Source organism: Luteitalea pratensis (assembly GCF_001618865.1).
Taxonomy (GTDB): domain Bacteria; phylum Acidobacteriota; class Vicinamibacteria; order Vicinamibacterales; family Vicinamibacteraceae; genus Luteitalea; species Luteitalea pratensis.
Window position 1 is genome coordinate 6,869,115 of the sequence record NZ_CP015136.1, and the last position, 12,317, is coordinate 6,881,431.

General features: G+C 67.7%; 13 protein-coding genes and 1 tRNA gene. 7 read left to right on the forward strand and 7 right to left on the reverse strand.

Annotated features, from left to right (window positions below):
* Positions 1-57: 57 nt before the first annotated feature.
* The gene (locus tag LuPra_RS28860) at positions 58-1,254 is read right to left on the reverse strand and encodes a 30S ribosomal protein S1 (RefSeq protein WP_110173975.1); all 1,197 of its coding nucleotides are present in this window, start codon (positions 1,252-1,254) and stop codon (positions 58-60) included.
* Positions 1,255-1,775: 521 nt separating this feature from the next.
* On the opposite strand from LuPra_RS28860, the gene LuPra_RS28865 reads away from it, so the two are divergent.
* Complete coding sequence (locus LuPra_RS28865; protein ID WP_110173976.1) at positions 1,776-2,573, forward strand: DNA adenine methylase; 798 nt, start codon at positions 1,776-1,778, stop codon at positions 2,571-2,573.
* A 338-nt stretch (positions 2,574-2,911) separates the two neighbouring features.
* Here LuPra_RS28865 and LuPra_RS34165 read toward each other — a convergent pair whose 3' ends face one another.
* On the reverse strand, positions 2,912-3,871 hold the full coding sequence (locus LuPra_RS34165) for a nucleotidyltransferase family protein (RefSeq protein WP_110174917.1): 960 nt from the start codon (positions 3,869-3,871) through the stop codon (positions 2,912-2,914).
* Here LuPra_RS34165 and LuPra_RS28875 point away from each other — a divergent pair.
* Positions 3,785-3,991 carry a cold-shock protein gene (locus LuPra_RS28875; RefSeq protein WP_110173977.1) on the forward strand — a complete coding sequence of 69 codons (207 nt, stop codon included), beginning with the start codon at positions 3,785-3,787 and terminating at the stop codon, positions 3,989-3,991. The two genes, LuPra_RS34165 and LuPra_RS28875, sit on opposite strands and share 87 nt — an antisense overlap.
* A 93-nt stretch (positions 3,992-4,084) precedes the next feature.
* Here LuPra_RS28875 and LuPra_RS32395 read toward each other — a convergent pair.
* From LuPra_RS32395 to erpA, 5 genes are all read right to left on the reverse strand, one after another.
* Positions 4,085-4,180, reverse strand: a tRNA-Sec gene (locus tag LuPra_RS32395).
* Between the two features lie 14 nt (positions 4,181-4,194).
* Positions 4,195-4,905, reverse strand: a complete 711-nt coding sequence (locus LuPra_RS28880; RefSeq protein WP_110173978.1) for an HAD family hydrolase — start codon at positions 4,903-4,905, stop codon at positions 4,195-4,197.
* A 141-nt stretch (positions 4,906-5,046) separates the two neighbouring features.
* Complete coding sequence (locus LuPra_RS28885) at positions 5,047-5,745, reverse strand: ATP-binding cassette domain-containing protein (RefSeq protein ID WP_110173979.1); 699 nt, start codon at positions 5,743-5,745, stop codon at positions 5,047-5,049.
* The gene (locus tag LuPra_RS28890) at positions 5,742-6,701 is read right to left on the reverse strand and encodes a transcriptional repressor (RefSeq protein WP_110173980.1); all 960 of its coding nucleotides are present in this window, start codon (positions 6,699-6,701) and stop codon (positions 5,742-5,744) included. Before LuPra_RS28890 ends, LuPra_RS28885 begins: the two co-directional genes overlap by 4 nt.
* Positions 6,702-6,816: 115 nt before the next feature.
* On the reverse strand, positions 6,817-7,146 hold the full coding sequence (gene erpA, locus LuPra_RS28895; protein WP_110173981.1) for an iron-sulfur cluster insertion protein ErpA: 330 nt from the start codon (positions 7,144-7,146) through the stop codon (positions 6,817-6,819).
* Between the two features lie 155 nt (positions 7,147-7,301).
* Between erpA and LuPra_RS28900 the strand changes: the two genes are divergently transcribed.
* From LuPra_RS28900 to LuPra_RS28920, 5 genes are all read left to right on the forward strand, one after another.
* A complete protein-coding gene (locus LuPra_RS28900; protein ID WP_237050746.1) occupies positions 7,302-8,723 on the forward strand; it encodes an aldehyde dehydrogenase family protein in 1,422 nt (473 codons plus the stop codon).
* Between the two features lie 72 nt (positions 8,724-8,795).
* Entirely contained in the window at positions 8,796-9,707 is a 912-nt protein-coding gene (locus LuPra_RS34050; protein ID WP_110173983.1) for a YMGG-like glycine zipper-containing protein, read from the forward strand.
* 11 nt (positions 9,708-9,718) lie between these two features.
* Positions 9,719-10,531 carry a class I SAM-dependent methyltransferase gene (locus LuPra_RS28910; protein ID WP_110173984.1) on the forward strand — a complete coding sequence of 271 codons (813 nt, stop codon included), beginning with the start codon at positions 9,719-9,721 and terminating at the stop codon, positions 10,529-10,531.
* Between the two features lie 59 nt (positions 10,532-10,590).
* Complete coding sequence (locus LuPra_RS28915) at positions 10,591-11,436, forward strand: class I SAM-dependent methyltransferase (RefSeq protein WP_157899820.1); 846 nt, start codon at positions 10,591-10,593, stop codon at positions 11,434-11,436.
* Between the two features lie 24 nt (positions 11,437-11,460).
* Positions 11,461-12,234: an SDR family oxidoreductase gene (locus LuPra_RS28920; protein ID WP_157899821.1), complete on the forward strand. Its 774-nt coding sequence runs from the start codon at positions 11,461-11,463 to the stop codon at positions 12,232-12,234.
* The last annotated feature ends 83 nt before the right edge of the window (positions 12,235-12,317 follow it).

Consider the following 12,317-nt stretch of genomic DNA (forward strand, 5'->3'; position numbering starts at 1 on the left):
ATCGCATGCGCCGCGGGTGGCCGGACCGGCCCCGCAGTGCGGCGCGCGAGCCGAAGTTCAGCGAGGCTTCAGCGCGTCGCGCAGCTTGTCGGCCAGCGAACCAAAACCAGCGACCTGCGGCACGGTGGCACGCGACGTCGCCTCGGCCTGATCGGCAGCCTCCGCGGCCAGGCTGGCTGACGTCGTGCCCTCGGGCATGAGCGTCACGCCGATGCGCTTCTTGTCGGGGTCGACGCTGAGCACCTGGAAAGCGCCGGTCATGCCGACCTGCACGGCGCGACGCCAGCTGCCGCGCTGCGAGGACGGCGGGAACGTGGAGGCGTGGGCAAGCCCTTCGACGCCCGGCTCGAGTTCGACAAACGCACCGAACTCCGCCAGCCGCGTCACGCGGCCCGGACGCACCTGCCCCACCTCGTAGCTGCCGGCCACCTTCGTCCACGGATCCTCGGCCAGTTGCTTCAGGCCGAGCGCGATCTTCTGCGTGGCCTCGTCCACCCGAAGCACCTTCACCGTGATCTCGTCGCCGACCTCGACCACCGCGGAGGCGTCCGCGATGCGCGACCACCCCATTTCCGAGACGTGGAGCAGCCCCTGCACACCACCGCCCAGATCGACGAAGGCACCGAACGGGGGCACCGAGACGACGCGGCCCGTGAGGACGGCGCCGGGCACGATCGTCCGTCGCACTTCTTCGGCCCGCGCCTGCTGCTCGGCCTCGAGGACGACCCGGCGCGAGACGACGATGTTGCGGCCGGCGTCCTTGAATTCGGTGATCCGGAACGTGTAGGTCTGCCCGACATGCACCTCCGGAGTCTCGGTGCGGACGGTGTCGATCTGCGAGAACGGACAGAAGGCGCGGCTGCGTCCGACCCTCACCTCGTAGCCGCCCTTGACCACGCCCTGCACGACGCCTTCGACCGGCATCCGGGCGTGGTAGGCATCCTCGACTTCCTTGTCCGACGCCGCCTTGCGAACGAGTTTTCGCGACAGGGTCAGCCCACCGACGGTGTCGACGACGACCGCCGAGATGCGGTCGCCGACCGCCGCCTCGAGCACACCGTCATCGTCCTTCAACTCGGCGACGTCGAGCACCGCTTCGCTCTTGCTGCCGATGTCGATCAGGGCCACCTCGTCGCCGATGCCGACGATCGTGCCTTCGACCGCCTGGCCTTTGCTGAAACGGCTGGCTCGTGTGGACGCCTCGAACAGCGCCGCAAAATCCTCTTCCGGATGGAAGTCCTCTGGCTCGCTCATACGACCACCGATTATCGCAGCACGGAGACAATCCGGGTACCGGGTACCGGGTACCGGGTATCCGGTAATGCCTGATGCCTGATGCCTGATGAATGTAGCGGTCGACCTTGGTCGATCGTCGCCGGGCCAGTCGGCGGCGCGTCGAGCAAGCTCGACGCCTACGGTTGAATCGGGAGTCGGGAGTCGGGAGTCGGGAAGCGGGAAGCGGGAAGCGGGAAGCGCAGCCGCTGGCGCCGCCGGACGTGTCCGGCGGTCCCGCCCCGCGTCGGATAGGTGTCCATGGCGCCAGCGCCACCGGTAGTCACGATATGCGGTCCGGGTAGGCTGCAGCCCGCAGGCCGTAGGCGGTGAATATCGTTGGAGTCCGACGCCTACCCCTTGGACCGACGCAGTTTGGCAAGGCCGGTCGTCCTTGCAGCCTTCGGCGTTCAGCGTTCAGCGTTCGGCGTTCGGCGTTCGGCGTTCGTCAGTGATCGTCCCTACGGCGTTCGTCAGAGTTCGCGGTGATAGCCTGTCCCCGGATGCCGACCACCGCCATGGATCCGCCGCCGCTGACGCCGCCCTTGAAGTGGGCCGGTGGCAAGCGCTGGCAGTTGCCGGTCCTCCGACCGCTGTGGGCGGGCTACCAGCATCGACGGCTGGTCGAGCCGTTTTGCGGCGGACTGGCCGTGCCGCTCGGACTGCGCCCGGCGACGGCGCTTCTCAACGATCTCAACCCGCACCTCGTGAACTTCTACCGCTGGGTGCAGCGCGGCCTGTCGGTCGACGTCGCGCTCGAGAACGTCCGGGACCTCTACTACGCGCATCGCACGCGCTTCAACGCGTTGCTCGAGGTCGGCGGCGGCGACACGGCCGAGGCGTCGCTGTTCTACTTTCTCAACCGGACCGGATACAACGGGCTCTGCCGCTTCAACCGGCGCAACCAGTTCAACGTGCCGTTCGGGCGCTATCGCTCGATCCCGTACGTCTCGGATCTGCATGGCTACCGCGACGCGTTGCGATCGTGGTCGTTCACCTGCGTGGAGTTCGATGCGATGCCGCTCGCGCCCGACGACTTCGTCTACGCGGACCCGCCGTACGACGTCGAGTTCCGCCAATACGCGGCGCGCGGCTTCAGCTGGGACGATCAGGTACGAACGGCGCAGTTCCTTGCCGCACACCCCGGGCCGGTCGTACTCGCCAACCAGGCGACGCCCCGGATCCTTGCCCTCTACGAGTCGCTCGGCTACACACTGCGCCTGCTCGACGCGCCGCGGCGCATCAGCTGCGACGGCAACCGAACGCCCGCCCGTGAAGTACTCGCGCTGCGAAACCTGTAGCGGGGCACCGGGCAGCCGGGCACCGGGTTCCGGGGCCGACTTTGATGCCTGATGCTGATGCTTGATGCTTGATGCTTGATGCTTGATGCTTGATGCTTGATGCTTGATGCTTGATGCTTGATGCTTGCGGATGTAGCGGTCGACCTTGGTCGACCGTCGCCGCCGTCGGTCGGCGGAGCGTCGAGCAAGCTCGACGCCTACCCAATTTGTAGGGACACGCTGCGGTACGCCGAATCCCGAATCCCCAGTCTCGCAGCCGTACTCCGTGTTCCGTAGGCTGTGTTCCGTATTCCGTAGGCCGTAGGTTGCAGGCTGCAGGCTGCAGGCTGCAGGCGACTCTACGGTCCGCCCGCCCGCGTCAGCGCCGCGTAGTCCTCAGGTGTATCGAGGTCGTTGAGCACACCGGCATCGTCCACCGGCATGTCGCACACGGCGCCGTGTGCCGCGAGCGACCGCATGATCGTCCGTGCGCCTTGTGCGGGATCGGCCGCCTGGAGCAGCGCAAGGACATCACGCCTCCAGACCACCGGGTGGCCATGCCGGCCGTCGCACAACGGGCGAATCGCCCGCACGTCCGCGCTCACGGGCGCCTGGGCCACGGCCCGAACGGTCGAGCTTCGCACGCGCGGCACGTCCACCAACGTCGCCAGCGCCCAGTCGCCGTCGGTCTGCGCGAAGGCCCAGCGCAGCCCGTGCAACAGCGATCCGAGCTGTCCCTCGAGATGTCGGGGGTTGTAAAGCACCTCGACGTCGGCGCTCACAAGCGCTGCGGCGATCAGGTCGTGGTGCTCCCCGGTGACGACGCCGAGTGGGCCGATGCCGGCTTCGCGTAATGTCTGCATCACATGTACGGCGAGCGGCTCCTGCGTCGCCGGCCACGGCAGGAGCGCCTTGGGCCGACCCATCCGTAAGGAACGGCCTGCAGCCAGGACAATTCCTGGCATAAGACGGAACGCAACTTGCCCCATTAGCGTCCAAACTATATCGTTAGGCAGGATCAGGGGCGGATAGCTGTGTGCGGGCGGGTCGCCATGGACCCGTTGTGGGCGGTGCCACCGTAGCCTGCATTTGCTGCCCGGACACGCCGGAAGAATCGACGGGATGCGTACGGGACGCACCAGTCTTCCGGCAGCCACTCCCGCATGTGCTGCCCACAGCCACGCGGGGCCTCCCGCCGCACGCCGCGGCAGGGGGACATCGGAGGTTACGGTATGCCGTCGGGAACAATCGCTCGCCTTCTCATCGACAAGGGCTTTGGGTTCATCCGTGATGAGACGGGCGTTGAACACTTCTTCCATCGCAGCGCCGTTCGTGGCGCCGTGTTCGAGCTGCTCCGCGAAGGTCAGCGAGTCGAATTCAATGCCGAGGACTCCGGCAAGGGGCCCCGGGCTGGAGACGTGAGACTGCTCGACGCGTAACGGAACGCACCACGCGTCGCCTTGATATGGAAAGGGCCGGCATCTTCGTGATGCCGGCCCTTTTTGTTGCCTGCGGTCTGCCGCAGGCGGTGCTGGCGGAAGCCCCTGGGAGTCGAACCCAGCCATCCCGCATGACGGGACACCACCGGTTTTGAAGACCGGGAGGGCCACCGGGCCCCGTTGGCTTCCAATGTCGCTGTCGATCAGGGGGAGACGCGTGCCCCCGCGCCTGCGAGTACGCGAAGTACTTCGTCGACGTCGCTGAGGTCGTGAAAGACGACATCGGCGCCGGCCGCAAGAAGCGCTTCCCGATTGAACTGTCCGGTGGTGACACAGACCGACCGGGCCCCGCCGGCACGCGCCACCTCGACGTCGTTCGGTGTGTCGCCGATGATGACGATGTCGGCCGCGGTGATGTCCTGGCCGGTGCGTGCGTGGTAGCGCGCGATCGCCACCGGCAGCAGGTCATTGCGTTCCACGGCGTCCTCGCCGAACGCGCCCCACGCGAATTCCCTCCAGAGGTCGAAGTACGAGAGCTTGATCTCCGCGGTTTGCGAGAAGTTTCCGGTCAGCAACGCCACTTGGAACGCAGGATCGCCTGCGAGCCGCGCCAGCAGTTCGCGCACGCCCGGCAGCACGCCCGGACCGCCCTGGACCAGTTCGATCTCCGCCTGCAGCGTCCCCATGTAGGTCTCGCGTACGCGATCGAGCAAGTCCTGTGTGAGCTCACGCCCGTCGATGGCTCGCATCGCGTCACGCAGGATGATGCTGTCGGTCCGCCCCGCTACGGGGATGCCCTCGAGCGCGTGGTCCACACCCATCGTGATCTCGACGGCCCGCTTGATGGCGCGGTAGCCGGCGCCGCCTGTGGTGATCAGCGTGCCATCGATGTCGAACAGCAGGAGCGTCGGCATAAACAGGATCTCAGGAACTCAGGAACTCAGGACGGAGGATGGAGGATGGAGGACGGAGGACGGAGGACGGAGGATGGCGGATGGAGGATGGAGGAAAGGACGGAGGACGAATGGCGAAGGACGAGGGCCGACGATGGGTCTTCATCCGAGCGACATGGGGTTGAGCGCGCCGGTGCCTGGGTGCAATTGCAGGTATCTGGTGGCGACGCGCCGGGCGAATTCGCGGTCCTGGCTGCACGCGATCAGCGTCAGGGCTCGCGCGTCTGCGACACGGCGGACGTCGTCTGCCAGCGCCCGGCGGTCCACCGCCTCGAGCGCGGCGGTCGGATGCTCCAGGAGCACCAGTCGCGGCGCGAGCGCCAGGGCCCGCGCGAGGTGAATCCGCATCCGCACGGGCACCGGTGCCTCGTGCGCCATCCGATCGAACCAACTGTCGTCGATGCCGGCCTCACGTGCGAGCGCATCCACCTGCGGCAGCAGGGTGTCGGGAACGGGATCGATCTCGATCGTGAGCGGCAACGCCACGTTCTGGCGCACCGTCATGCCCTCGAGCAATACCGCGCGTGCGGTGACGATGCCAAACTGATCGAGGCCTGCGAGCCATGCGTCGCCGTCGGTGATCTCGTGTGTGGCCTGGCCGAACACCCGCACTTCGCCCTGATCAGGCAGTGTGGCTCCGTTGATCAGGTTGGTGACGACCTCGGCGCCGATGACGTCGATACCACCGAGCACGACCCGTTCGCCGGCCGGGACTCGCAGGTCGAGCAGGCGCAGTGGCCGCAAGCCCCGGTAGTCCTTGATCACGCCGGTGCATTGCACGACGGGAACGTCGGCGCTCACGCGCCCGCCTTGCCCTTGCCCTGGTCCTTGCGGGTGAGGATGCGGTACTCGCGAATCAGCAACTCGAGGTGATCGCGCTCTTCGTCGGCGAACTCGAGGAAGACACGCTTGCCTTCCGAATCCTCGAACTTCTCGCCATAGCGCTTGAAGAAGCGATGCGACCCGCGCTCGCAACGGATGCCGATCATCAGCGCGTCCTTGTCGCCCGTCACGTTGCGCAGCGCGTCCACCCCGGCGGAGAACAACCCGTTGGCGGCGCCGCGGAAAAAGAGGAACTGCGGCTGTGACTCGAGGTCGGGTTCTTCGGCGAGCAACTGTTTGTACCGGGCCTCCAGGCGCTCGAGATGATCGTCCTCGGCGGTCGAGAGCCGCTCGAAGACCGACCGGGCACGCGCGTCCCGGGTCATGGCCGCGGCACGGGTGTAAAACTCACGGCCCGACCGTTCGGTGGCAATCGCAATCCGCAACGCGTCGCGCGCGAACAGCGACTCGGTCGACGCAAGCCTCGTCGTGGCTGGTCGTCCCGTCGTGCATGCCTCGCAGGTCCCATACAACTGCACGACCGCCTGCGTGACGGTGAACTTGCGGGCCTCGGCGACCTCCTCGATCATCTGTTCGATGTCCGAGCTGAGGAACTCCATCGACTGATTGCAGCCCTTGCAAATCAGGTGGAAATGCCGCGGATGCCGGTAGCTGTGCTCGAAACGGAAACGGCCCTCGCCGAAGTCCACCTTGCGGGCGATGCCCGCCGCTTCCATCCAGGCCAGCGTGCGATACACCGTCGCCCGGCTGATTCGCTGATCCTCCTTGCGAATCAGGTCGACCAGGTCGTCGGCCGTGAGATGCCCTTGCTGGCGCAGGAAGACGTCGACGATGCGATCGCGCTTGCTGGAGCGCTTGCTGCCGGCCGGCCGCAGGCTGTCGACGTAGGCTGCCGTGGTCTTCTCTGACTGCATGATGGGCACGCCCGCGAAACCGTATCAGGCCAGAGGATCGACGGCCGCGAGGTAACCGGGCGCGCCGAACCTGGAGACGCGACGCGCGGAGCCACTCCGCGGTAGGAGGGCGAAACTAGACCGAGAAGGACGACCCGCATCCGCAGGTCGACTTCGCGTTCGGGTTCTTGATGGTGAAGCCTCCCCCCGACAGGTTGTCGACGAAGTCGACCTCGGCGCCCTTGAGATAGCGCACGCTGATCGGGTCAACGAACAGACGGACACCATTGGACTCGACGATCCGGTCGACGTCGGCGGTCGGCTCGCCTTCCTCGATCATGAGCCCGTACTGGAACCCGGAGCAGCCGCCACCCTGGACGAACACGCGCAGGCCGGCGCTCGGCTTGCCTTCGTCGGAAAGCAATTCGCTGATCTTCTCGGCCGCGATGGAAGTGACATTTATCATGGAAGAAAGACTCCTGAAGGCCCTTGGGGGCGCCAAAGCCCGGAGGGCGAAGGTGCCTCATGTCAGTATAGCGACCGGTCAGAGGCCCGGGCAACCGCCCGGACGGCTGGGCCATCCGCGGCCGTCGCCGCGTCACAAGCTACATGTCTGCCGATTTGCGTCCACTGTTCCTGGCCGGCACGCCTCGCGAGACGCGTACCACCGTCGAGGTCCGCTCCCCCTATGACGATGCGCTGGTGGCGCGTGTCTCGGCCGCCGGTCCCGTCGAGTACGAGGAGGCCGCGAGGGCGTGCGTCGCTGCCGCGCCGGTCGTGGCTGCCCTCCCCTTACACGAGCGGTCCCGCCTCCTCCGCGTGGTGAGCACCGCGCTCCGCGAGCGCCGGGAGACCTTCGCCCGGTGCATCGTCCAGGAGGCCGGCAAGCCACTGCGGGATGCCCGGACAGAAGTCGACCGGGCGGCGATGACCTTCGAGGTGGCGGCCGAGGAAGCCCGGCGGCTCCCTGGCGCCGGCGAAGTCGTGCCCATGGACCTCGCACAGCACGGCGAAGGCCGTTTCGCCCTCACGCGCCGTGTGCCCCTCGGTCCGATTGCCGCCATTTCCCCGTTCAACTTCCCGCTGAACCTGGTGGCCCACAAGCTCGCGCCAGCCCTGGCCGCAGGGAACCCATTGGTACTCAAGCCAGCGAGCCGCACGCCCCTGTCGGCCCTGGCGCTTGCCGGCCTGATGCACGAAGCGGGGCTGCCGCCCGGCGCTCTCAGCGTGCTGCCGATGACCCGCGAAACCGGCGATCTCCTCGTCAGGGACGACCGCTATCGCCTGTTGACCTTCACCGGCTCGGCCGAAGTCGGCTGGGCGATGAAGGCCCGCGCCGGCCGCAAGAAGGTGGTTCTGGAGCTCGGCGGCAACGCGGCGGTCATCGTGGACGAGGGCGCCGATGTCGCCGCAGCTGCAGAGCGGGTGGCAATCGGCGGGTTCAGCTACGCCGGCCAAAGTTGCATCTCCGTACAGCGCGTGTACGTGCACGAGCTGGCGTGGGATGCGTGGCTGGAGGCGTTTGTCCCCCTTGTCGAGGCGCTGGTCGTCGGCGACCCCATGGATGAGCGGACTGCTGTGGGGCCACTCATCTCGGCAGATGACGTCGACCGAATCGAAACGTGGGTCCGCGAGGCCGTCCAGGGTGGCGGCAAGGTACTCTGCGGTGGCTCGCGCCGTTCAGACCGAATCTACGCACCCACCGTCCTTACCGGCGTAGCTCGGCATGCAAAGGTCTGTGCCGAAGAAGCCTTCGCCCCGGTGGTCATCGTCGAGCGCATCGCGAACGTGGACGAAGCCATCGACGCCGTGAACGACTCGGCATTTGGCTTGCAGGCTGGATTGTTCACGACACGGATCGAAACCACCCTGTCGGCCTTCGACCGCCTGGAGGTAGGCGGCCTGTTGATCAATGACGTGCCCACGTACCGGATCGACCACATGCCCTATGGTGGCGTGAAGGATTCCGGACTTGGCCGCGAGGGGCCGCGGTACGCGATCGAGGACATGACCGAATTGCGACTGCTGGTCGTCCGGCGATGAGCCGGCGATGTGTCGCACGGATGGGTTGGGCGAGCGTCCGACGACGCCACGCCTGACGGAGGACGACACGACATGAGACGCGCACCCGTTGGACTGGCCCTGCCGGCACTGATGCTCCTTGCGGCTACCGCGTGCGGACCACGCAGTGAAACGCCGCCGAGCGAAAAGACCGCTGCGGCCCCGGCCGCAACGCCCGCGGCGTCAGGAACCGAGGCGTCCGTGAACCCGGCGCCGCCCGAAACACCGCCTGCGGGTGCGCCTGGCGCGACCACGCCAGCAGCGGCCGGCTCGACCGACAACGCCGTGGCCGGCAGTCCGGCGGCGGCGGCACGTCCTCCCGGAGCCCCGCCCCCGCCAATCGCCCCTGCCAGCAACGAAGGGAGAGGGACCGTCGGCGCCGCGTCGACTGCCAGGACTGCCGAAGCGGCACCCGCGCCACCGCGCCCGGCTCCGTTGCGGATGGTGACGGTGCCTGCCGATACGTCGCTGCGCGTGTCGTTGGTCACCGCGGTCGCCTCCGACACCAGCGCCGTCGAGGACAAGGTCACGGGCAGCATCGTTCGCGACGTGATCGTCGATGGCGAGCCCGTGATTCCGGCCGGTTCCCGCGTCCACGGCGAAGTGACCCTCGCGCAACCCAGTGCGAAGGTGAAGGGCCGGGCCGCGCTGACGCTGCGGTTCCACACGGTCACGATTGGATCGCGCAGCTACGACATCGCTGCCGCACCGATTCGCCGCGAGGCGGAGGGCACCAAGAAGAAGGACGCCCGTGACATCGGCATCGGCGCCGGGGCTGGCGCGGTGATCGGCGGCATCATCGGCGGTGGCAAGGGCGCGGCCATCGGTGCGGGCGTCGGCGGCGGCGCGGGCGCCACCAAGGTCCTCGTCACCAAGGGCGCCGAGGTCAGGCTGCCGTCGGGGACGATCGTGACGACCCACCTCGGCTCACCGCTGGTCGTCGAAATGCCGCGCGCGGCCCGGTAGCATCGACGCTGATGGCTCGATACACGACCCTCGCGTCGGCGATTGCCCCCGTCACCGGAATTCTCCTGGCGACGTGTATCGCCGTGCAGGCACAGGCACCCAGGCCGCGCGAACCCCAGCCGGCAGGACCTGTACGTCCGCAGGGCCTGACGTCGGCGCCGCGCACGGCGCCTCCTCAGCCTGGGGCACCTCCCGAACCGCTGCCCAGACCGGTCCGGCAAGCGCCCGCACAACCCTCGCAGCAGCGTGGGCACGGCCGGCTCTTCCAGCCGCAGGACCTCGGCAAGCTGGAGGGTCCCGACCGCGAGGCCTGGCAGCGCCCGGAGCTGATCATGGACGCGCTGGGTATCGGCGACGGATCGGTCGTGGCCGACCTCGGCGCGGGTGGCGGATGGTTCACCGTGAGGCTCGCCAAACGCGTGGGTCCGAACGGCGTGGTGTATGCCGAGGACATCCAGCCGCAGATGATCGAGGCGATCCAACGACGGGTGCAGCGCGAGGGGTTGCGCAACGTCTCGACGGTCCTCGGGGCGGCCGATCATCCGTCGCTGCCGCAGGCACGCCTCGACGCCGCGCTGATGGTCGAGACCATCTATGAGGTCGAAGATCGTCACTCGCTGCTGACCAACGTACGGGCCGCGCTCAAGCCGGCTGGGCGGCTCGGGATCGTCGAGTACCGCACCGATGGCGGCGGTCCGGGGCCGCCGCCCGAACAGCGCCTGCCGGCGGCGCAGGTGATCCGAGCGGCGGAGACCGCGGGATTCCGCTTCGTCCGCCAGGAGCAGTTCCTCCCCTATCAGTACCTGCTGATCTTCACGCGCTGATCCGTCGTGTACGTGCTGGCGTGCACTTTCCGCGTCGGATACGCTGGGCGCACGTGAACATGTCCCGATCGCGCATCGTCGCACTGGTGTGCCTTCTGCTGGGAGCGGGAGCCATGGCCGCCGTCCTGCTGCGAAACGCGCCGCCGCCGGGGACGGAACGGGCCAGCCTTCGACGCGATCAGGCGATTCGCGAACGGATCTACGCGGCGCTGCAACCAGTGCATCTCACCGGCTGCACGCTGAAGCGCATCGGCGAGGCGCATGACGGCGGGTACCTGATGTGCGCCAACCTGCTCGAGGCCGAGGCCGGCTACTCGTACGGCATCTCGAACTACGACGGCTGGGGCTGCGGCATCTCCACCGGGCTCGGCGTGCCCGTGCACCAGTACGACTGCTTCGACCAACGCGTGCCGCGTTGCGAGGGCGGGCAGACGCGGTTCCATGCCGAGTGCATCGCCGCCTCGTCGAGCGTCGACGCGGAAGGCCGACGATTCGATTCGCTTGCCAGCCAGATCACCCGCAACGGCGATGCATCGCGACGGCTGGTCATGAAGATGGACGTGGAGGGCGCCGAGTGGAGGAGCCTGCTCGCGACCCCTGACGAGGTCCTCGCGCGCATCGACCAGTTCACGATCGAGATGCACGCCAACGTGACCGACGCGGCGACGCAGCAGCGTGTGATCGAAAAACTGAAGACGCACTTTCACGTCGCTCACCTCCATTTCAACAACTTCGGCTGCATGGCCACGTACCATCCGATGCCGTCGTACGCATGGGAAGTCCTGTTCGTGAACAAGCGGTTGGCTTCCCCCACGACCGACACGAGTCCCATCACGCGGCCGGACCCGCTCGATGCCCCAAACAACCCCAACGTGGCGGACTGTCAGTACGCCCCCGGCTCCTGAACCCGGTTTCTGCGAAGGTTTGCCGTGCGTTACGTGGATCGCGTGGTCGTGGTGACGGGCGGCTCGCGCGGCATCGGTGAGGGCATCGTCCGGGCCTTCGTCGCCGAGGGTGCACGCGTGATCGCGGTCTCGAACGATCGCGAGGGCGGCGCGGCGCTGGCCGCCGCACTCGGCCCGACCTGCGCCCACGCCTGCGCCGACGTGCGGAGCGAAGACGCGCTCGCCGCGACGTTGGCCGATGTGCTCGACGCGCACGGCCGGCTGGACTGTCTCGTCAACAACGCCGGCACGCACCTCGCGCACCGACCCATCGACGCGATCACGCCCGAGCAATTGCGTGGCCTGCTCGAACTCAACTTCGTGAGCCAGTTCGTGGCGTGTCGCCTGGCGCTGCCGGCACTGCGCCGCTCGAGCGGCTGCATCATCAACATGGCGAGCCTCGTCGCTTCGATCGGCCAGGAACATGCCGTGGACTACGTCGCCACCAAGGGCGCCATCGTCGCCTTCACCAGGGCGCTCGCGATCGACGAGGCGCGGCACGGCGTCCGCGTCAACAGCGTCTCGCCCGGCAACATCGACACGCCATTGTGGCGGTCGTTCGCGGACGCGTCAGCAGATCCGAAGGCGATGCGCGAGGAGGGCGCGGCCGCGCAATGGCTGCCGCGGCTCGGCACGATCGACGAGGTTGGTCGACTGTGCGTCTACCTGGCCGCCGAAGCGACCTACACCACGGGCGTCGATCACGTCATCTCGGGCGGGGCGGAGCTGGGCTACGGGAGGAAAACGCCTAACGCCTAATGCCTAGCGCCTACGGTTAATGCCTGACGCCTGACGGCTAATGCATCTCCGAACCGTTGGGCGCGTGACATTCGCAGGCCCGC